The sequence below is a fragment of the Amycolatopsis sp. NPDC049688 genome, assembly GCF_040674975.1.
Taxonomy (GTDB): Bacteria; Actinomycetota; Actinomycetes; order Mycobacteriales; family Pseudonocardiaceae; genus Amycolatopsis.
This window is the reverse complement of the sequence record NZ_JBFANY010000001.1, coordinates 1,000,520-1,020,924: the sequence shown is the minus strand read 5'-3', so window position 1 is coordinate 1,020,924 and position 20,405 is coordinate 1,000,520. Positions and strand designations below refer to the sequence as shown.

The 20,405-nt window shown below is 73.5% G+C and carries 16 protein-coding genes and 2 tRNA genes; 3 read left to right on the top strand and 15 right to left on the bottom strand.

Translation table 11 applies throughout. From position 1 onward, the window contains the following. The first annotated feature begins 95 nt into the window (after positions 1-95). Positions 96-854: an SDR family oxidoreductase gene (locus AB0J55_RS04250; protein WP_364242546.1), complete on the top strand. Its 759-nt coding sequence runs from the start codon at positions 96-98 to the stop codon at positions 852-854. Positions 855-880: 26 nt separating this feature from the next. Here AB0J55_RS04250 and AB0J55_RS04245 read toward each other — a convergent pair whose 3' ends face one another. Together AB0J55_RS04245 and AB0J55_RS04240 are read right to left on the bottom strand one after the other, a co-directional pair. Beyond that, a complete protein-coding gene (locus AB0J55_RS04245) occupies positions 881-1,132 on the bottom strand; it encodes a DUF4287 domain-containing protein (RefSeq protein WP_364242543.1) in 252 nt (83 codons plus the stop codon). Between the two features lie 31 nt (positions 1,133-1,163). Beyond that, positions 1,164-1,916, bottom strand: coding sequence for a methyltransferase domain-containing protein (locus AB0J55_RS04240; protein WP_364242541.1), 753 nt, complete (start codon positions 1,914-1,916; stop codon positions 1,164-1,166). Between the two features lie 93 nt (positions 1,917-2,009). Between AB0J55_RS04240 and AB0J55_RS04235 the strand changes: the two genes are divergently transcribed. Beyond that, entirely contained in the window at positions 2,010-2,606 is a 597-nt protein-coding gene (locus AB0J55_RS04235) for a TetR family transcriptional regulator (RefSeq protein WP_364242538.1), read from the top strand. A gap of 82 nt (positions 2,607-2,688) precedes the next feature. Here AB0J55_RS04235 and AB0J55_RS04230 read toward each other — a convergent pair. Both AB0J55_RS04230 and AB0J55_RS04225 read right to left on the bottom strand, forming a co-directional pair. Further along, a tRNA-Val gene (locus tag AB0J55_RS04230) sits at positions 2,689-2,760 on the bottom strand. 37 nt (positions 2,761-2,797) lie between these two features. Continuing rightward, a tRNA-Val gene (locus AB0J55_RS04225) sits at positions 2,798-2,872 on the bottom strand. A gap of 168 nt (positions 2,873-3,040) precedes the next feature. Between AB0J55_RS04225 and AB0J55_RS04220 the strand changes: the two genes are divergently transcribed. Beyond that, complete coding sequence (locus AB0J55_RS04220; protein WP_364242536.1) at positions 3,041-4,483, top strand: DHA2 family efflux MFS transporter permease subunit; 1,443 nt, start codon at positions 3,041-3,043, stop codon at positions 4,481-4,483. Between the two features lie 218 nt (positions 4,484-4,701). On the opposite strand, the gene AB0J55_RS04215 is transcribed toward AB0J55_RS04220, so the two are convergent. The 11 genes from AB0J55_RS04215 to AB0J55_RS04165 are packed head-to-tail and all read right to left on the bottom strand — an operon-like array spanning position 4,702 to position 20,393. Further along, on the bottom strand, positions 4,702-8,016 hold the full coding sequence (locus AB0J55_RS04215) for a serine hydrolase (protein ID WP_364242533.1): 3,315 nt from the start codon (positions 8,014-8,016) through the stop codon (positions 4,702-4,704). Beyond that, positions 8,013-8,969 (bottom strand): ABC transporter ATP-binding protein, encoded by a 957-nt coding sequence (locus AB0J55_RS04210; RefSeq protein ID WP_364242531.1) that lies wholly within the window; start codon positions 8,967-8,969, stop codon positions 8,013-8,015. The genes AB0J55_RS04215 and AB0J55_RS04210 overlap by 4 nt, the downstream gene beginning before the upstream one ends. Continuing rightward, positions 8,966-10,849 carry a dipeptide/oligopeptide/nickel ABC transporter permease/ATP-binding protein gene (locus AB0J55_RS04205; RefSeq protein ID WP_364242529.1) on the bottom strand — a complete coding sequence of 628 codons (1,884 nt, stop codon included), beginning with the start codon at positions 10,847-10,849 and terminating at the stop codon, positions 8,966-8,968. Before AB0J55_RS04205 ends, AB0J55_RS04210 begins: the two co-directional genes overlap by 4 nt. Before the next feature lies 1 nt (position 10,850). After that, complete coding sequence (locus AB0J55_RS04200) at positions 10,851-11,831, bottom strand: ABC transporter permease (RefSeq protein WP_364242526.1); 981 nt, start codon at positions 11,829-11,831, stop codon at positions 10,851-10,853. Beyond that, positions 11,828-13,483: an ABC transporter substrate-binding protein gene (locus tag AB0J55_RS04195; RefSeq protein ID WP_364242523.1), complete on the bottom strand. Its 1,656-nt coding sequence runs from the start codon at positions 13,481-13,483 to the stop codon at positions 11,828-11,830. The genes AB0J55_RS04200 and AB0J55_RS04195 overlap by 4 nt, the downstream gene beginning before the upstream one ends. Beyond that, positions 13,480-14,370 carry a serine hydrolase gene (locus tag AB0J55_RS04190; protein WP_364242520.1) on the bottom strand — a complete coding sequence of 297 codons (891 nt, stop codon included), beginning with the start codon at positions 14,368-14,370 and terminating at the stop codon, positions 13,480-13,482. Before AB0J55_RS04190 ends, AB0J55_RS04195 begins: the two co-directional genes overlap by 4 nt. Further along, complete coding sequence (locus AB0J55_RS04185; RefSeq protein WP_364242518.1) at positions 14,367-15,752, bottom strand: serine hydrolase domain-containing protein; 1,386 nt, start codon at positions 15,750-15,752, stop codon at positions 14,367-14,369. Before AB0J55_RS04185 ends, AB0J55_RS04190 begins: the two co-directional genes overlap by 4 nt. A gap of 18 nt (positions 15,753-15,770) precedes the next feature. After that, positions 15,771-16,874 (bottom strand): o-succinylbenzoate synthase, encoded by a 1,104-nt coding sequence (gene menC / locus AB0J55_RS04180; protein ID WP_364242516.1) that lies wholly within the window; start codon positions 16,872-16,874, stop codon positions 15,771-15,773. Beyond that, a complete protein-coding gene (locus AB0J55_RS04175) occupies positions 16,871-17,761 on the bottom strand; it encodes a GNAT family N-acetyltransferase (protein ID WP_364242514.1) in 891 nt (296 codons plus the stop codon). Before AB0J55_RS04175 ends, menC begins: the two co-directional genes overlap by 4 nt. 23 nt (positions 17,762-17,784) lie before the next feature. Next, a complete protein-coding gene (locus tag AB0J55_RS04170; RefSeq protein ID WP_364242511.1) occupies positions 17,785-18,906 on the bottom strand; it encodes a M20 family metallopeptidase in 1,122 nt (373 codons plus the stop codon). Further along, a complete protein-coding gene (locus tag AB0J55_RS04165; protein ID WP_364242508.1) occupies positions 18,903-20,393 on the bottom strand; it encodes an amidohydrolase family protein in 1,491 nt (496 codons plus the stop codon). The genes AB0J55_RS04170 and AB0J55_RS04165 overlap by 4 nt, the downstream gene beginning before the upstream one ends. Positions 20,394-20,405 lie beyond the last annotated feature (12 nt).

The following is a 20,405-nucleotide window of genomic DNA, read 5'->3' as shown; positions in this document are numbered from 1 at the left end:
GTGCGCGCGTGGTGCGCGCCCGGTCAGCGCCGGGCGGAAACCTTCGGGTCACCGCCGGGCCACCACGGTCCGGCACCGACCCGGAGGAGCCGGACATGACGAGCAGGAACGCCTTGGTGACAGGGGCTTCGCGGGGAATCGGCCGCGCGATCGCCCGGCGGCTGGCGGCCGACGGCGCCGTGGTCGCCGTGCACCACGGCGGCAACGACGTGGCGGCCAAGGAAACCGTCGCGCTGATCGAGGCGGCGGGCGGCCGCGCGTTCACCGTGGCGGCGCGGTTCGGCGAAACCGGCGCCGTCGACCGGCTGGCGGACGCGGTCGCCGCGGAGTTCGGCGACGGCGTGGACATCCTGGTCAACAACGCGGGAATCGGTTCGCACAGCACGATCGGGCAGCTGACGGAGGAGGAACTGGACCGGCTGCTGACGATCAACGTCAAGACGCCGACGCTGCTGATCCGGCGGCTGCTGCCGCTGCTGAACGACGGCGGCCGGATCGTCACGGTCGGCTCGATGGCCGGCCGGATCGCTGTCCAGAGCCAGATCGGTTACACCATCAGCAAAGCCGCGGTCGAGGCGCTCGCCCCGACGCTGGCGAACGAGCTCGGCCACCGCGGGATCACGGTGAACACGGTCGCCCCGGGACCGATCCGCACGGACATGACCGAGCCGCTGCTGGCGATCCCGGAGGCGGCGGCCGGCCTCACCGCGATGACGGCGCTGGGCCGGATCGGCGAGCCGGAGGACGTCGCCGACGTGGTGGGTTTCCTCGCCGGGCCGGGCGGGCGGTGGATCACCGGCCGCACCCTCGACGTCTCCGGCGGGACGTTCCTCGGCCCGATCTCGCCCGCCTGAACCCCTCGGCGGCGGGGCCGCCCGGGTCAGGTCCGGGCGGCCAGGCCGTCGAGGTGGAGGACGCCGCCGGTGTGGTTCGCGGCGACGAACTCGGGGCCCTTCGTCACCAGCCGGGCGATCGCCGTCGCGTGGCCGTGGCCGAGGCCGTGCTCGGTCTTCAGCCAGGTGACGATCTCGCCGTGCTTGGTGAGGTTCTTGCCGGCCGCCAGGTCGAGGAAGCCGCGCGGGGTGATGCCGGTCTGCTTTTCGGCGTTGTCGAGGTAAGCCTGGAAGGACATGACCCCAAGGTCTCACCGACAACTTTTTTTGTCAAGGCTTCCGGGCGACGACGGCCAGGGTCGCGTACGGCAGCACGAAGCTTCCGCCGAGCGCGTCGATGGCCGCGCCGACTTCGGACAGCACCTCCGCCAGGTCTCCCGGCGGCAGCCGCGTCAGCCCGCCGGTCGTGGGCAGGAAGTCCAGCCACTCGTCGCGCGTGTAGGTCCGCTCCCACGAGTACCGCCGCCGGTCCGGGGCGCCGAGGCCGTCCGTTTTCGCGATCGCGTCGGCGAAGCCCGCGAACATCACGTCGTAGATGTCCGCGGCCGGCCGGGTCTCCCCCGCGAACGGCGACCCGGGCAGCACCCGCCGGCACGCCGCGGCGAAGGCCTCCGCCACCTCCGCGGGCGGCTGGAACACGTGGGCGAAGACGGCGAGCAGCCCGCCGGGCCGCAGCACCCGGGCCGCCTTGGCCGGTCCCGCCACCGGGTCGACCCAGTGCCAGGCCTGCCCGGCGACGACGGTGTCGAAGGTCCGGCCGGCCGGCTCCCAGTCCTCGAACTTCGCCACCTCGACGTCGATCCCGCCACGGCGGGCGAAGGCGGCCATCCGCGCGTCGGGGTCGACGCCGAGGACCCGGCAGCCGGCGGCGCGGAACTGCCGCGCCTCGATCCCGGTCCCGCAGCCGACATCGAGGACGTCGGCCCCGGGACTTCCGGCGACGACCTCGTCCACCAGTTCGCGCGGGTACTCCGGCCGCGCCCGGTCGTACCGTTCGACGTCGGTGCCGAAGGATTCCGCCATTGCACGGGCTTCATGAGGTTGAGTGGGCATGCGCCCACTTTAATGGGCGCTCGCCCACTAGGACAACCACCGGCCGTGCCGGAGAATGGGGCCATGCCGACCGGGGTCCACCTGCGCGACGTGCGCAAGCAGCTGTTCGAGGCGGCCGAGCGGGTCCTCCTCCGCGACGGCCCCGCCGGGCTGACCAGCCGCGCGGTGACCGCGGAAGCGGACGTGGCGAAGGGAGTCCTGCACCGCCACTTCACGGACTTCGACGACTTCCTGGCCGGCCTGGTCCGCGACCGCATCACCCGGCTGGCGGACCAAGGCGCCCTCCTGCAAGCAGCGGCGGGCACCCGGACGGTGCCGGACAACCTCATCGACGCCCTGACCGAGCTGTTTGACCCGGTCACGCTGGCGTTGACGAGCCTGGTCTTCTTCCGCGACGAGCTCCGCACCCGCCTGCGCAAGGGAAGCGGCCTGCCGATCCTGACGGAGGCCCGCGAGATGGTGAAGAACTACCTGTCAGCCGAGCGCGAACAGGGCCGCATAGCGGCGGACGCCGAGGTGGAATCCCTGGCCCTGTCCCTGATCGGGGCGGGGCACCTGGTGTTCGCGGGCCGCCGCCGGGGAACCGTCCCGGACGAGAAGGAACTCACCACCGCGGTGCACACGGTCATGGCCGACGCGCTCCAACGCCGCCTGCTGTGACCGAAACAGCAAGGGCTGGGCCCCGCAGAACACAGAAAGCCCTGCTTGCGCAGTCGCAAGCAGGGCTTTTCCGCGAATATCGTGGGCGATACTGGGATCGAACCAGTGACCTCTTCGGTGTGAACGAAGCGCTCTCCCCCTGAGCTAATCGCCCGCGGTACGAAATTCACGAGATCCGGGGGGCGGACTCGTGGTGCGCGATACTGGGATTGAACCAGTGACCTCTTCCGTGTCAGGGAAGCGCTCTCCCGCTGAGCTAATCGCGCGCTGCGGAACTTCGTACTGGCGGAAGCATATCGGACGCCCGGAGGCGGCTCGCAGGGGGTCCGGTTCACCGAAAACCGCCTGACAGGAACGGCCCGAAACGGGCACACTGCGAGGGACGTCCCGTGTGCACCGCGGCCGTCCCGGCCGACCAGGAGAGTCCCACCCCGATGACCGAAACCGTGTCCACCCCGCCCGCCGACGTGAACCGCGCCCCGGCGCGCTCGGGACTCCTCATCGGGGTTCTCGTGCTTTCCGCGTTCGTGATGATCCTCAACGAGACGATCCTCAGCGTCGGGCTGCGCGACCTGACCGTCGACCTGCGCGTGCCGACCACCACCGTGCAGTGGCTGACCAGCGGGTTCCTGCTGACGATGGCCGTGGTCATCCCGACGACCGGGTTCCTGCTGGAGCGGTTCTCGCCGCGGCAGGTGTTCCTCTTCTCGCTGTCGGCGTTCAGCGCCGGCACGCTGATCAGCGCGCTCGCGCCCGGGTTCGGGTTGCTGATGACCGGGCGGGTCGTGCAGGCGTGCGGCACGGCGGTGATGCTGCCGTTGCTGATGACGACGGTGATGCGGCTGGTGCCGCCGGAGCGCCGCGGCGCGACGATGGGCACGATCACCATCGTCATCGCGGTCGCGCCGGCGATCGGGCCGACGATCGGCGGCGCGGTGCTTTCGCTGGGCTGGCGCTGGATGTTCTGGATCGTGCTGCCGCTGGCGGTCGCCGCGCTGGTGACCGGCGCGCTGCTGCTGCGGCTGGACGGCGAACGCCGCCGGGTCCCGCTGGACGTGCCGTCGGTGCTGCTGTCGGCGATCGGGTTCGGCGGGGTGCTGTACGGCCTGTCGGCCGGCGGGGAGCAGGCCGGGGCCGGGCCGCTGGTGCCGGGCTGGGTGCCGATCGTGGTGGGGGTCGCCGCGCTGGTCGTGTTCGTCTGGCGCCAGCTGCGGCTGCAGCGCCGGGACCGGGCGCTGCTCGACCTGCGGCCGTTCACGCACCGCAGTTTCGTGGTCGCACTGGTGCTGACGGCGCTGCTGTTCGTGTGCCTGATCGGCGCGGCGGCGATCATGCTGCCGCTGTACCTGCAGACGGTGCTGCACGCGAGCACGTTCGTCAGCGGGCTGGCGATGCTGCCGGGCGGGCTGGTGCTGGGCCTGCTGGGCCGCCCGGTCGGCGCGTTGTTCGACAAGGTCGGCGGGCGCCCGCTGGTCATCCCCGGGGCGGCGGCGATGGCCGTTTCGCTGGGGCTGTTCGCGGTGCTGGGGCCGGGTTCGCCGCTGATCGCGGTGATCGGGATCCACGTGCTGATGATGGCCGGGCTCGGCCTGATGATGACGCCGTTGTTCACCGAAGCGCTCGGCGTGCTGCCCGGCCACCTGTATTCCCACGGCAGCGCGATCCTTTCGACGCTGCAGCAGGTGGCGGGCGCGCTCGGTACGGCGATGTTCGTGAGCATCGCGACGCTGGGCAGCCACGACGCGACGGCGAGCAGCCCGGACGCCTCGGGCCTGCGGGCGGCGTTCATCGTGGCCGCGCTGGTCGGGCTGGTCGCGTTCGCGGGCAGCTGGCTGATCCGGCGCGGTCCGATGGCACCGTCCACTTCGGAGCACTGAGGAAAAGTCCCGCTTCCGCTCGGCGAAGGCTGGGGGGAACCTGCGAGCGGAAGCGGGAGTTCGGGGCCGGTACGGGGGTCGCCTCGCGGCGGAAGGCACAACACGGCTCCTGCGTTACCGGTATTCCGTGAAGGCAAGGGGTGAGGCCCGGGGACACCGCCGTACCGACACCCCTTACAACGTCACGCCGCCGCCGGTGTTCCCCGACGTGACCCGGCTCATGCCTGCACCTTCGGGGTCGCGCGGACACCGCTGTGGAGGTAGCGCTCCCCCGTCGGCAGCGTGTAGAACGTCGCCGAAATCCACGACCGGGCGCCCGGCTCGCGGAAGACGAACCGCGGGCCGCCGACCGGGATCAGGTCGTGTTCCGTCGTCGGCTCCGGGACCAGGGCCGCGATCGGGCCGGTGATCGTCTGGCGCATCCGCAGGCCCGTCTCCCCTTCGAACACGTCGATCCGCATCGACGCGCGCTCGTACACCCCGAGGAACTCCGCGACGTCGACCGAAGGCGGCGTCGCCGGAGGCGAAACCGGCTCCGGCATGGCCACCCCGGCCAGCGAAGCGAAGATCTCGCGGTACAGCTCCTCGTACAGGTCCCGCGTGTTGCCGCCGTTGGTGAGCAGCGTGACCGCCAGGCCGTGCGAGGGCAGCAACCGCAGGAACGCCGACTGCCCGATCGTGTTGCCGTCGTGGCCGATCACCCGGTGGCCGTCCCAGTCGAAGCGGATCCAGCCGAGGCCCCACGAGTCGCCCAGCGTGTGCTTGTCCGGCATGTCCGCCTGCCATTCGGTCATCGCCGCCGCCGTGGGTGCCGACAGCACGTCGAGGCCGCCCGCCAGGTGCATCCGCGCGAACGCCAGGACGTCCGCCGCGGACGCGGTGATCAGGCCGGCCGGGCCCGCCGAGCGCGGCAGGCCCCACGCCGGGGCCGGCTGCGGCTCGCCGTCGCCCGCCGCGACGTGGCCCATCGCCGCCCGGTGCAGCAGCGCCTCCTCCGGCAGCGTGCCCGTGTGGGTGAGGCCCAAGGGGGTGAACAGCCGCTCGCGCAGCGCCGCGTCCCAGGTCTGCCCGGTCAGCTTCTCGATCACCCGGCCGGCCAGCACGAACCCGGAGTTGCAGTACGACAGCGTCGCCCCGAGCGGGTGGTTCTGCGCGACCTCCGGCAGCAGGCCGACGAACTTCTCGATGCAGTCGTCGCCGCGGCCGGTGTCGGTGAAGACGTCGCCGTCGATGCCGCTGGTGTGGGTGAGCAGGTGCCGCAGCGTCACCTGCTTGGTGACGTCGGGGTCGGCCAGCCGCAGCTCGGGCAGCACGTCGGCGACCGGCGCGTCCAGGTCCAGCAGGCCCTCGTCGACCAGCTGCATCGCCACGGTGGCCGTCCAGACCTTGGTGATCGAGCCGATCTGGAACACCGAGTCGTCGGTGACCTCGACCCCGGTCGCGGTGTTCAGCACGCCGTGGCTCGCCACCACCTGCTCGTCGCCGCGCAGGATGCCCAGCGCCGCACCGGGGACGCGGTGCTTGCGCGCGAGCTCGGCCAGGCGCCGCCGCCAGTGCGCGGCGTCCAGCGGCACCCGCGCCGGCTGGCCCGGCTCCCCCGCGTACTGCACAACCCAGTCGACGACGCGGCGGTTGAAGTCCGCGCGGTGGGACGGCTTCCCGTCGAGGATGAACAGGTGGGACGCGCCCGGGTAGAGCACCATCCGGGCCGGCACGCCCTGCTCGCGCAGCGCGGTGAACCACTGCTCGGCCTGCCCGGCCGGGCACCGGTCGTCGGCGGCGCCGTGCACCACGAGCGTCGGCGTGCGCACCTTTTCCACCTGCGCCAGCGGGGAAAGCGCCGCGTAGTGCGCCCGGTCCGCCGACGGGATCGCGCCGAGCTCGGCGACGCCGAGGTAGTGGCCGCTGTCGGACGTGCCGGCCATGCTGACGACGTCGCTGACGACCCCGCCCGCGACGGCCGCGGCGAACCGGTCGTCCCGGCTGGTCAGGTAGCAGGTCATGAAGCCGCCGTAGCTGTAGCCCGCCACGGCGAGCCGGCGCGCGTCGGCCACCCCTTCGGCGACGAGGTCGTCCAGGGGCTCGAGGAAGTCCTTGGCGTCGGCGAGGCCCCAGGCGCCGACCGCCGCGGTGTAGAACGCTTCGCCGTAGCCGTCGCTGCCGCGCGGGTTGAGCAGCAGCACCGCCCAGCCGCGGGCGACGAGCTCCTGGTGGTAGAGGTGCACGGCGTCGGCGGTGCCGCTCCAGGCGTTGTGCGGGCCGCCGTGGATGTCCAGCAGCAGCGGCCGCGGGCCGGTGCGGGCGGGGTCGCGCAGCAGCCAGCCGGCCACGGTCGTGCCGTCGGAGATCGTGAACTCCCGCTCCTCGTGGGTGAACGGCTCGACGTCGGCGGGCCCGTGCGCGGTGCGGACCTCGACCTCGCCGCCGGGCAGGCTGACCGTCGCGATCTCCCCGTAGGACGTCGGGGTGGCGAGCACGATCGCCGCGGTGTCCCCGGCGACGGACATCGCCGCCACCGTGGTGCCGGCGCCACCCACGACGAGCCGCGGCTCGTCACCGTCCACCGCGTACAGGTGGGTGTAGCCGCGGTCGCGGGCGCAGAACAGCACGGTGCTGCCGGACAGCTGCGGGAGCGCGCCGGGGTAGCCGGGAGCACCCGGCATGACGTTGCGGTCCAGCGGCGCACCCAGATCGGCGGCTTCCCCGCCGTCAAGCGGAATCCGCAGCAGCGCGAGGTGCCCGGGCGCGGTGTCACGACGGCCGACGGCCAGGAGCGCGGCGCCGTCGGCCGTCCAGGCGACCGCACCGCACATGCCCTCGCCGGAACCGACCAGCCGCGGTTCACTCGCCCGGTCGCCGGGCTCGACGACATAGGCGCCGGAGCGGAACGTGAGGTCGGCGTCGGCCTCCGGGCCGGCGGGGAAGGCCAGCAGCCGGCCGTCCGGCGCCCACGCGGGGTCCCCCGCGTGCCAATCCCCCGCGGTCACCCGCCGGACCTCGCCGGTGGCGACGTCGAGGACGTGGACGTGCTTGCGCAGCGTCCGCAGCAGCCCGGCGCCGTCGGCCTTGAAGTCCACCCGGTCGGCGACCACCGGGGCGCCCGCGCGGCGGGCCCGGGCGGCGTCGTCCTCCCCCTCGTCGGCGGCGAGGTCGACCGGGGCGGCGAAGGCGATCTCGGCGCCGTCCGGGCGCCACACCGGGGTGCCCGCGCCGAGTGGCAGGGTGGTGACCTGCTCGGGCTCGCCGCCGTCGGCGGGCAGCAGCCACAGCTGCGCCGGGCCGTCCTGGGCGCGCAGGAAGGCCAGGCGCGTGCCGTCCGGTGACCACGCCGGCGCCAGGTCGGCCGGGCCGCGGGTGAGCCGGCGCGGCTCGACGTCCTCGGTGCCGACGAGCCAGAGCGACCGAGCGTCCTCGTCCTTGGCGCGGTCGGCGGTGCGCAGCACGTACGCGATCCGGCTGCCGTCGGGCGAAAGGGCCGGCTGTTCGGGGAACTCGAAGGCGTACAGGTCGTCGATGCCGGGACGTCGGGTCATGCGGATCTCCTCGTGGGATGGACGGCGGCGAAGTGGCACGCCGCGGAGTGGGGCCGGCCCGCCGCGTCGCCCGCCGGGTCGGCGGTGACGCAGACGGTGCGGTCCGGGTGCACGAGCGGCCCGATCGGGCAGCGCGGGTGGTAGCGGCAGCCGGACGGCGGGTGGTGCGGGTCGGCGGGTTCGGTGTCGGCGAGCGCGTCGTCGCTCACGTCGTCGAGCAGGTTCCGGCGCGCGGACGGCGCGGCGGCCAGCAGGTCCCGTGTGTAGGGGTGCTTCGGATCGGCGAGGACCTGCGCGGCGGGCCCGGCCTCGACGATCCGGCCGAGGTACATCACCGCGACGACGTCGCTGACATACCGCACGACGGCGAGGTTGTGCGAGATGAACAGCATCGACAGCGAAAGCCGCCGCTGCACCTCCCGGACCAGGTTCAGCACGGCGCCCTGCACCGAGACGTCGAGCGCCGAGGTGATCTCGTCGGCGATGAGCACCTCCGGCTGCCCCGCCAGCGCCCGGGCGAGCGCGACGCGCTGCCGCTGCCCGCCGGAGAGCCGGCCGGGTAGCGCCGCGGCGCGGTCCGGGTCCAGGTTCACCAGTTCGAGCAGCCGGGCGACCTCGGCCCGGCGCGCGGCGCGGGACGTCCTCGGCGGCATCGCCTCGGCGATCGACTCCCCGATCGCCATCCGCGGGTCCAGCGACGAGTACGGGTCCTGGAACACCATCTGCAGCGGCCGCCGCCGGGGCAGCCGCCGCACGTCGACGCCGCCGAGCAGCACCCGTCCGGCGCTGACCGGGGCCAGCCCGGCCGCCGCCCGCGCGAGGGTCGACTTGCCGGAGCCGGACTCGCCGACCAGGCCGACGACCTGTCCGGAAGGGACGGTCAGGCTGACGCCGTCGACCGCGGTCAGCTTCCCGTAGCGGACGCTGACGCCCTCGAACTCCAGTGCGCTCACGCGGCACCCTCCTCGTGCGACTGTCCGGAAAGGACACTGACCTGGGGGTGCCAGCAGGCGACCTGGTGGCCGGGGCGATCCGTGGCTTCGAGCACCGGGTCCTCGGTGCGGCAGCGGTCCGACGCGAGCGGGCAGCGGGCGGCGAACGCGCAGCCTTCGGGGACCTGACCGGGTTCCGGCGGGCGCCCGGGGATCACCTCGAGGGGCTGGTCGCGGTCGGTGTCGAGGTCGACCGTGGTGGCCAGCAGCGCCCGCGTGTACGGGTGCTGGGCCGGGCTCCCGGTCGGCAGGTCTTCGACGATCCGGCCGGCGTACATCACCAGCATCCGTTCGCACGTCTGGGAAACGACCGCGATGTCGTGGCTGATCAGCAGGATCGCCGCGCCCTCGGCTTCGCGCGTGCGGGCCAGCAGGCGCAGCACCTGCCGCTGCACGGTGACGTCGAGCGCGGTCGTCGGCTCGTCGGCCACGATCAGCTTCGGCCGGCCCATCAGGCCCATGCCGATCATCGCCCGCTGCCGCATGCCGCCGGAGAACTCGTGCGGGTACTGCCGGGCGCGCCGCCCGGCGGCCGGGACGCGCACGGCGGCCAGCCGGTCCACCGCACGGGCGAACGCCTGCCGCCGGGACAGGCCGTGGTGCTGTTCGGACACCTCGGCGAGCTGGCCGCCGACGCGGCGGGCCGGGTTGAACGACGTCATCGGGTCCTGGAACACCATGGCCAGCGCGGTGCCGAGCTCGCGGTCCGACGCGTCCGCCAGCGGCTTCCCGGCGAATTCCAGCCGGTCGGCGGTGACCACGCCCGGTGATTCGACCAGGCGCGAGACGGCCAGCGCGGTCAGGCTCTTGCCGGAGCCGGATTCGCCGACCACGCCGATCGCTTCGCCGGCGCGGACGCTGAAGCCGACTCCGCGCACCGGAACCGTCCAGCCGTCCGGGCCGGGGAACGCCACCCGGAGGTTTTCCACGACGAGCACGGCATCCGCGGGCTGCTCCGCGGGCGCCGGCGGCGCGGCCGGGAGCGGCGGCGCGGCACGACGGGTCACCCGCGTCCGGACCCCGACCACCGCGGCGACCGTCTCGCCGACCAGGTTGAACGCCAGCCCGGCGAGCACCACCGCCCCGGCGGGGCCCAGCGCGGCCGCCGGGTTGACGTAGATGCCGTCCAGGCCTTCGCGCAGCAGGCGTCCCCAGTCGTAGTCCGGCGCCTGCACGCCGATGCCGAGGAACGACAGCCCGGCGAAGGCCAGCAGCGCCGAACCGGCCCCGATGGTGGCGTTCACGACGAGCGGCTCGCCGATGTTCGGCAGCACGTGCCGGGCCAGCAGCCGGATCCGGCCGACGCCGGCGATCCGGGCCGCGGCCACGAAGTCGCGCCCGCTCACCGACGCCGTCAGCGTCTGCACCAGCCGCGCGAACGCCGGCGCCGTCGCGAACCCGATGGCCAGCACCGCGCCGTGCGTGCCGACGCCGAAGATCACCGCCAGGAACAGGGCGAGCAGCAGCCCGGGGAACGCGACGGCGATGTCGACGACGGCCGTGAGCAGCCGGCCCAGCCGGCGGGGCAGCACGGACGGCAGGGTCCCGAGGACGACACCGGTGCCGGCGCCGATCGCGGTGGCGAGCACCGCCAGCCCGACCGAGAGCCGGGTCGCGACCAGGGTGCGCAGCAGCAGGTCGCGGCCGAGGGAATCGGTGCCGAACGGGTGCGCCCCGGACGGGCCCTGGCCGATCGCGTCGGTGTCGATCGCGGCGGCGCCGTCGCCCCACAGCAGCGGAGCCAGCACCGACAGGGCGACGACCAGGGCCAGCAGCCCGGCCGAGCACGCACCCACCGGCGTGCGCACGGCCGCCGTCCACCGGGAACCGCGTCGGACCATGTCACGCCTCCCGAATGGCCGAGCGCGGGTCGAGCAGCCCGAGCACGACGTCGACCAGCAGGTTCACCAGCAGCACGCCGACGCCGTAGACCAGCACGATCCCCTGCACCAGCGGGTAGTCCTTCTGCAGGATCGAACCGACGATGGTCGAACCGAGGCCGGGCCAGGCGAACACGTTCTCCACCAGCACCGTGCCCGCGACCATCCCGGTCAGCATCAGCCCGCCCAGGGTCAGCGTCGCGGTCAGCGCGTTCGGCAGCGCGTGCCGGACGTAGACCAGCCGGGCGGGCAGCCGCTTCGCCCGCGCGGTGCGGACGAAGTCGGCGCCCAGCACGGAAAGCAGCTCCACCCGGACGATCCGGGCGAGCACCGCCGACGGCCCGGCGGCCAGGGCCGCGACCGGCAGGACGTACGCGCTCGCGTCGTCACCGCCGGCGACCGGGAACCAGCCGAGGCCCACCGCGAGCAGCGCCACCAGCGCGACCGCCACCAGGAACTCCGGGACGGCCGCGAGGAAAGCACTCACCGACGTGAACGCCAGCTCGCTGCCGCGGCGGCGGCCGCCGCGGGTCAGCACCGCGAAGGTCACGCCGACCGGGATCGCGACGGCGACGACGACCGCGAACGCCAGGACCGCCAGCTGCAGGGTCGCCGGCAACCGGTCGCCGATCACCTGCGTGACCGGCTGGCCGCTCGCCATCGACGTCCCGAAGTCCCCGGTGACCAGGCCGCGCAGGTAGTGCCCGTACTGCACCCACAGCGGGTCGTCGAGGCCGAGTTCCAGCCGCTTGGCCCGGACCAGGTCCGCCGGCGCGGTCATGCCGAGCGCGGCGCGCACGGGGTCGCCCGGCACCAGATGGATCATCAGGAAGGCCGCGGTCACCAGCGCCCACAGCGAGACGGCGAACCGGGTCAGCCGCCGGGCGGCGAACGCCGGCCACGGTCCGCCGCGCAGCCGCGCGGGCGCCGCCGCCGTGGTCATTTTGCGTACATCCGGATCGACGACGGCGTGACGCTGCCCTGGCTGACCTCGAACCGCGAACCGCTCGCGTAGTACGGCACGACGGAGTCGATGTACGGCACGACGTCCACGCGCTTGACCAACGCCGTTTCGGCGGCCTGCCAGGCCGGGCAGCTGGCCTCGCCGCTCATCGTGGCCGCCTGCTTCACTCCCTGCTCGTATTCCGGATTGGCGATGTGGCCGAAGTTGGTCCCGTCCGGCGCCGCCGGGCCGGACACGAACGGCACCAGCTGGCTGGGCAGCGTGAGCCCGAGCGGCCCGAGCGAGACCTCCCACTCGCCGGTGCCGAACAGCACCTGCGACAGCCCGGGGCTGTCGACGGCCTTGAGCGTGACGTCGGCGCCGAGCGACTTCCACGTCTGCTGGACCAGCTCGGCGGTGGGGGCCATCGTCGGGCCGAGCTGGGTGCCGTAGAGGACGGTGAGCGCCAGGCGCTTCCCGCCCTTGGCGCGCACGCCGTCCGCGCCCGCCTTCCAGCCCGCCGAGTCCAGTGCGGACGCGGCGGCGGCCGCGTCGTGGTTCGGCAGGTGGCCGGTGACGGTGTCGCCCGAGCACGCCTTCGGCTCGGCGGTGACCAGGCTCTGCGACGGCTTGCCGGTGCCGTTGGTCAGCACCTTGCCGAGCTGGGCGAGGTCGAGCGCCTGGGTGAGCGCGCGCCGGACGGCCTCGTCCTGGCCGGGGCGCCCGGGGGCCTGGTTGTAGAAGATCTCCCCGAGCGGGGCGAGGAAGTCGGCGTGGAAGAGCTTGCGCGCTTCGAGCCGCTGGCGGTCCGGCCCGTTGATCTGGCTCGCGTTCACTTCGCCGGACAGCAGCAGGTTCGTCACCGTCGCGGTGTTCGGGATGACCCGCGCGACGACCTTGTCCGGCAGGCCCGGCTGCTGCGCCTTCCAGTCCCCCGGTCCCCAGGTGTAGTCCTTGCGGCGGGTGAACGTGTAGTGGTCGTTCGGCACGACCTCGGTGACGGCGAACATGCCGGTGCCGCTGCCGCCGGTGGCCAGGAGCTTGCGGTCGGCCATTCCCTTGCCGCAGACGATCGGCAGGGATCCGACGTTGCGGAGCAGGAACGCGTCGGGGGCGCCGCTGGTCACGGTGATCGTCCGGGTGGCTTCGTCGGCGGTGGCCTTGGTGCCGGGCGCGATCGTCAGGCCGGCGTAGGGCGACTTGTTCGCCGGGTCGCCGACGAACCCGATGTTCGCGGCGACGTCGGCGGCGGTCAGCGGGCTGCCGTCGGCGCAGGTGATGCCGGGGCGCAGGGTGAAGGACGCGGTCGTGTTCGTGGCGTTCCACTTTTCGGCGAGCGAAGGCAGCGGCTTGCCGTCGGGGGTGAGGTCGAGCAGCGGGTCGTAGAGGAACCGGTCGACCTGGCCGGTCACCGACAGCACCGACATGTGCGGGTCGAGGTTGCCGGGGTCGGAGGCCAGGCCGAGGGTGAACGTCTTGCCGTCGGCGAGGGTGCCGCCGCTCGTTTCGGCGCCGCCCGGTCCGCCGCAGGCCGTGGCCGCGAGGGCGAGCGCGCCGGCCAGGACCACCGCCGTCCGGGTATCGAACCGGGGCTTCGCCCCGTGCCGGGGGCTCCGCCACCCGGACCCCCGCGAGAAACGGGTGTGCATCATGGTGTTTCCTTCCGGAGGTGGTCCACGGCGAGCCGGCCGGCCTTGCCGATCGCGGCGTCGACGGCGGGTTGCCGTTCGGCCAGGGAGTCCGCGCGGGTGAACACCGCGACGGCGAACCGGCGGCCGTCCGGGAAGGACACGACGCCGGCTTCGTTGCGGACCGCGGGCAGGGTGCCGGTCTTGGCCGCGACGGTGACGTCCGAGGGGAACCCGGACGAGAGGCGGTGCGGCCAGATCTGCCGCGCCATCATCGAGCGGACGCGCCGGCACGCCGCGGGTTCGCCGGCGCGGTCGGTCCACACGGCGTCGAGCAGCTCGGTGATCTCGCGCGGGGTGGACGACGTCGTGCGCTCGGGATCCAGGACTGCGAGCTTCCACGTCTGCTCGGGAGTGGCGCCGGCGAACACGGCGTCGATGTCGGTGCCGTCGGCCGCCCCGAGGTCGGCGAGCACCGAGGCGAACAGGTCCTCGCAGCAGCCGATCAGCCGGGTGCGGTGCAGGCCGAGGTCCGCCAGCAGGCGGTCGACGGCGGCCGCCCCGATCCGGTGGTAGACGGCGTCGGTGGCGGCGTTGTCGCTCATCGTCAGCATGAACAGCGCGAGGTCGCGCCAGCTCATCTCGACGTCGTCGGCGCAGCCGGCGGTGCCGATGCCGCCGATGCGGTAGCGCGGCCCGATCCGCGTCCTCGCCGTCTCGTCGAGCCGTCCCGCCGCCACTTCGCGGGCGTAGGCGACGGCGACCGGGATCTTGAACACCGACGCCAGCACCACCGGGTCGTCCGCGCCGACGGCCACCTCCGGCCCGCCGCCGATCTCCCGCGCGTGCAGGAAGCCGCGCGCGCCGGCTTCGGCGAAGACGCCGGCGATCTCCGCCTCGACGGTGCTCACGCGGTCACCCGCCGGTCGGCGCGGCCGGTGTGCAGGTACAGCGCGCGGCCGGTGCCGTCGTCGCCGACGAAGGCGTGCGGGATGTACATGCCCTGCATCGGCTCGGCGAGGATGAGCGTGTCGCCGTTCATCGCCACCAGCTCGGTCTTCTCCGGCTGGGCCAGCTCCGCGAAGATGCCCTTCGGGACGCGCTCGACCCAGACGCGGCCGTCCTCGTCCTGGCTGACCACGATGTCCGCCACCGACGACGAGTACTCGCCGACGTACCGCGAGGCGTCGATGCGCGGTGCGGCCGGGTCGGGCACCGGCGGCACGCGCAGCTCGATACCGGTCAGCTCGCGCAGGAGGTGCCCGACGACCTCGGTGTAGACGGCGATCGTGTCGCCGCCGTTGGTCAGCAGGGCGACCGCGACCCCGTGCTCCGGCGCCACGCGCAGGAACGCGGACTGGCCGATCGTGCCGCCGTCGTGGCCGACGACCGGCCCGCCGGACGCGTCGAACAGCGACCAGCCGAGTCCCCACGCGTCGCCGAAGAGGCCGAGGTCGGGCAGCTCCACCAGGCGTTCGCGCATCGCACGGGCGCTTTCGGCGTTCAGCACGCGGGTGCCGTCGGGGCCTTCGCCGTCCTTCAGGTGCATCGCGGCGAACGTGACGAGGTCACGCGGGCGCATCGCGAGCATCGAGCCGGCCGGGGCGTTGGACGGCGCCAGCGCCCAGGTGCCCGCGGGTTCCGGGTCGGCGCCGGGCGACGGCGTCAGGTGCCCGAGCGCGGCGCGGAACCGGATCGCCTCGTACGGGCTCGGCGCGGCGTGCGTCAGGCCGAGCGGGGTGAACAGGTGGTCCTGCAGGCACTCGTCGTAGGTCTTGCCGCGCAGCACTTCCACCAGCCGGCCGAGCACGCAGAAGGCGGCGTTGTTGTAGGAGAACATCTCGCCGGGTGCGAACAGCTGGGGCACCTCGCCCAGGGTGGCGACGTACTTCTCGATGCGGTCGTCGCCGCGGCCGGTGTCGGTGAAGATGTCGCCTTCGAAGCCGGCGGTGTGGCACAACAGCTGCCGGACGGTGATCGCCGCGGCCGCGGCTTCGTCGCCGAGCACGAATTCCGGCAGGTACTTCCGGACCGGCTGGTCGAGGTCGAGCAGGCCGTCGTCGAGGAGCTGCATGACCAGGGTGGCCGTCCAGACCTTGGTGATGGACCCGATCTGGAACAGCGAATCGGCGTCGGCCTCGACGCCGGTGGCCTTGTTGAGCACGCCGGCGGCGTGGTCGATGATCTCGCCACCGGCGTACACGGCGACGGCGGCGCCGGGCACCTTGTGCTCGGCGAGCAGGGCGGGGAGCCGGGTTTCGAGCCAGGCGGAGAGTTCGGGGAGTTTCGGCATGGGGAGCCTCTCGTTTCGCTAGGCGAGCCAGGACTTCGCGGTGGTCACCTCGGCCAGCCGCTCCGGCTCCGGGGTGACGCCGAGGCCGGGGCCGGACGGCACCGGCAGCCGCCCGGCTTCGAGGACGAACGGTTCGGTGATGTCGGTGCGGTAGAACCGGTCCGACGCGGAGGTGTCGCCGGGCAGGGTGAACCCGGGCAGCGACGCCAGTGCGACGTTGGCGGCCCGGCCCAGCCCGGTTTCGAGCATCCCGCCGCACCAGACGGGAACGCCGTGCGCGGCGCAGACGTCGTGCACCCGCCGGGCCTCGAGGTAGCCGCCGACCCGGCTCGGCTTGATGTTGACGATCCGGCAGGCGCCGAGCCGGATCGCGTCCGCGGCCGACCGCGCGGAGACGACGGTCTCGTCCAGGCAGATCGGGGTCCGCAGGTGCTTGGCGAGGTCGGCGTGGCCGAGCACGTCCTCCTCTTCCAGTGGCTGCTCGATCAGCAGCAGCCCGAACGGGTCCAGCCGCTGCAGCTGCGGCACGTCCGACAGCGTGTACGCCGTGTTCGCGTCGACCTGCAGCAGGATGTCGTCGCCGAAGCGCTCGCGGACCGCGCGGACCGGCTCGACGTCCCAGCCGGGTTCGATCTTCAACTTGATCCGGAGGTACCCCGCGTCGAGGTAGCCGGCGACCGCGTCGAGCAGCTGCGGGATCGAATCCATGATCCCCACGGACACCCCGCACGGCACCGAGTCCTTTGTGGACCCGAGCGCGGTGCCGAACGAGACGCCGTGCGCGCGCAGCTCGGCGTCGAGCACGGCCATCTCCAGCGCGGCCTTGGCCATCCGGTGGCCCTTGAACTTCGCCAGCAGCGGCGCGACCTTGTTCGCCGTGAGGTCACCGGCGGCCAGCAGGGCGGGCACCAGGAACGCCTGCAGCACGTGTTCGACGCCGTCGATGTACTCGGAGGAGTAGAGCGGGCCGGCCATCGCGCCGCACTCGCCCCAGCCTTCGCCTTCGGACGTCACCGCCCGCAGGATCAGCAGTTCGCGATCGGCCTGCGTGCCGAACGAGGTGCGGAACGGGGCGACCAGGGGCAGCCGCACGCGCAGGACTTCGACACCGGTGAGTTTCACGACTGCTCCCTTGCGACCACGTACCAGCCGGCCCGGTCGAACCCGGTGACCACGGCCCCTTCGGCGAGCAGGCCGCCCAGCACCTCCCGCAGCGCGACCCGCCACGCCCGCCCCCGGTCCGGGTCGGTGCGCCGCAGCGCCTCGATGTCCGGCGGCACGGCGACCAGCACCACCGGCGCGTCCGCGGGGCCGGGTACCGGGCCGCCGTCGAGGCCGGCCGCCAGGGCGACCGCCGCTCCCCCGGCCCGCAGCGCCGCCGCGTCCACCCGGTCCGGCCGTCCGGCGGCGGCCGTCCGCACGGCCGGGCTCGCCAGGTCCCAGGCGACCATGAGGCGGTCGGTGTCCCCGGTGCTGTTGATGCCGTCGGTCATCGGGCCGTAGAAGTCGGGCAGGTACTGCTCGGGGCGGGCGGCGAGCTTGGTCAGGTTGAAGTGGGCGTTGCGGCGCACCAGCGGGTCGAACGTCCACGAGATCGCCGTGACGCCCTGGCGCAGCGCCCACGCGCGCTGGTGCAGCTTGAGCGCGAAGCCGATGCCGCGGCCGTGCCCGGGCGTCGCGACGCCGGCGATGTGGCTGTGCAGACCTCCCTTCGCCGGTTCGCCGAAGAACCCGAAGCAGGCGCCGAGCAGTTCGGGCCCGTCGAACGCGCCGGCCACGTAGTTGCCCGCCGAGACCATGGCCCGCAGCAGTTCGGACGTCACCAGGGGGTCCCGCGGGGCGCGTTGCCAGATCGTCTCGAAGAGCCGCGCCACCGCGCCCAGCTCGGCGACCTCGGCCAGGGTCCGGATCCGGACGCCCGAGGCGAGGGCGGCACCGGCCGCCGCGGCGGCCGCCTCGTCCCGCAGCGGCGGGGCTGTGTTCGTCACGACTTCTGTCACGCCCACCATCCTTTCCGGACGCTCGCGCCGGGTCACCGTTGTCCCGCACGGGATTCCCCGGGTGCGTTCGTCGGCGCGGACGAAGTTCCACGGGACAGCAAGGTTTCGGTGAGGGCGGTGAGCAAGGCGGTGCGCCGGGGCAGCTCCGCGACGACGACGTGTTCGTCGTCGGCGTGGGCTCCGCCGCCCACCGCGCCGAGGCCGTCGAGCGTCGGAATGCCCAGTCCCGCGGTGAAATTGCCGTCCGACGCGCCGCCGACCGCGGCCTGGGTGAGTGTCCCGGCCGCGAGTTCGTTCGCGAGCACGAACAGCTCGGAAGACGCTCCCGCGTCCAGCGGTGCCCGGTTGATGCCGCCGGCGATGCGGATCCGGGCCTCTTCGTGCACCGGTGCGAGGCTTCTGATGGCCCGGTCGACACGCTCTTGTTCGGCCGTGTCCCACACCCGCACGTCGACGGCGACGCTCGCCCTGGCGGGCACGGTGTTCGTCGTGGTCCCGGCCGTCAGCGCGGTCGGCACGACGGTGGTGCCCCGGTCCGCGTCGGCGAGGGCGGCGATCGTGAGGATCTGGTGGGCGATCTCGATTCCCGCGTTGACGCCCTTTTCCGGTTCGAGCCCGGCGTGCGCGGCGCGGCCTTCGACCTCGACGCGGTACAGGGAAACGCCTTTGCGGCGGGTCTTCAGCGCGCCGCCGTCGGCCGAGGCTTCGAGCACGAAGACCGCGTCGCAGCTCTTGGCTTCCGCTTCGATCAAGGGGCGGGACAGCGGCGAGCCGATTTCTTCGTCGCCGGTGACGAGGATCGAGAGGCCGTCGCGGTCGGGCAGCGCGGCGGCGGCGTGCAGGGCCATCACGACCCCGGCCTTCATGTCGAAGCAGCCGGGTCCGCGCAGGATCCCGTCGCGGACTTCGAAGGGGTGCGTGCGCAGGGAACCCAGGGGCCACACGGTGTCGTGGTGGCCGAGCAGCAGGACGCGCGGCTCGCCGTCGCCGAACCGCCACCGCAGGTGCGTGCAGCCGTCGGTGACGATCCGTTCGGGCTCGGCACCGAGCAGGCGGCGGCCGATCCCGGCGACGACCTCGGCGCTGCGCGCGACGGCTTCGTGGTCGGCCGAAGGCGACTCGCACCGGACGAGCGTCTCGATGTCGTCGATCACCGCGGCTCACCTCGCAGCGGCCGGCCGGGCAGCGCTTCCACGTCCAGCTTCCCCTCGGCGATCACCGGGACCCCGGCGACGTACAGGTGCCGGATCCCTTGTGAAGGCCGGGTCGGGTCGGCGTAGGTGGCGGTGTCGGTGATCCGGTCCGGGTCGAGGACGACGACGTCGGCGTCGGCTCCGGCGCCGAGGTGGCCCTTGCCGCGGGCGGCGGGTGCGACGTCGTCGAGCAGCCGCGCGGGAAGGTAGGAGCAGCGCCGGAACGCTTCGAGCCAGCTCCAGGCGCCCGTTTCGCGGACCATCAGCCGCAGGGTCTTGGCGAAGGTGCCCGCGGTGCGCGGATGCGTCGTGCCGCCGGGCGGCAGGGGCCACTCGGTGCTTTCGGTGCGGCCGTCCGGCCAGTGGACGGGCATGGCGTCGCTGGCCACGACGGCGTCCGGGAAGGCGAGCGCCTGGTGCAGCAGGGCGCGTTCGCGGGGGTTCTCCTCGTCGAGGAACTCCAGGAGGCACGGCGCACCCGGGTCGTCCCGGCGCAGCTGACGCAGGCGGCCTTCGTCGCGCACCCGCTCGCCGGTGCCGAGGATGATCACGCTCGACGGGCGGAGTCCCTTCATCCGCAGGCGTTCCGGCTCGATGAAGGCGGCCCCGACCGCGGTGCTGCCCGCGCCGTAGGGGTAGGCCTCCACGGTGACCCGGGAGCCTTCGCGCCGGGCGCGGTCGAGGGTGGCGAGGACGCGGTCGATGTGGTGGCCGGAGGTGCTGTTGACGTGGCAGTGGTGCATCGCGGCGCCCGTCTCCCCCGCCGCGGCGGCGATCTCCGCCGAGCCGTCGACCGGGATCGCCGGGTCGACTTCGACCAGCTCGCGGACGTGGGTGTAGGTGGGCACCCCGGCCGTCGCGGCGAGGCGGGCCACGGCGAGGAACTCGGCGGGCGCGGTCTGCGGCGCGTATCCCATGAGGACGCCGATGCCGAGCGCGCCGGCCGCGAGCTCAGTGTCCAGCAGGGACAGCCAGGCGGCCAGTTCCTGCGGGGACGAAGACCGTTGCCAGGCCGGGTTTCCCAGGACGGCCAGGCCGCTGTCGATGTTCGCGTCGGGCTCGATCCCGGCGAGCACCTGCGCCCGGGCGGCGCCCCAGGAGGCGGAGAAGCCGTAGTGCAGCGGCCGCCCGGCCGCGGCGGCTTCGGCGTAGGCCCGCTCGACGGGCATCAGGCCGGCTTCGAGGTCGAGCGCGGTGGTGACGCCGTCCATCGCCTGCAGCCGCTGCCCGGCGATCGCGTGCACGTGACTGTGCAGGTCGACGAACCCGGGCCCGACGACGAGCCCGCTGACGTCGACCTCGGTGGTGCCGTCTGCTTCGAGTCCGGGGCCGACGGCTTCGATCCCGGCGTCGGACAGGAGCACGTCGGCGACGCCGTCGAACCCGGTCCCCGGATCGATGACCCGGCCGCCCCGCAAGAGTGTCCGCACCCGCCGCCTCCTCGTCACCGCCCGATCGAG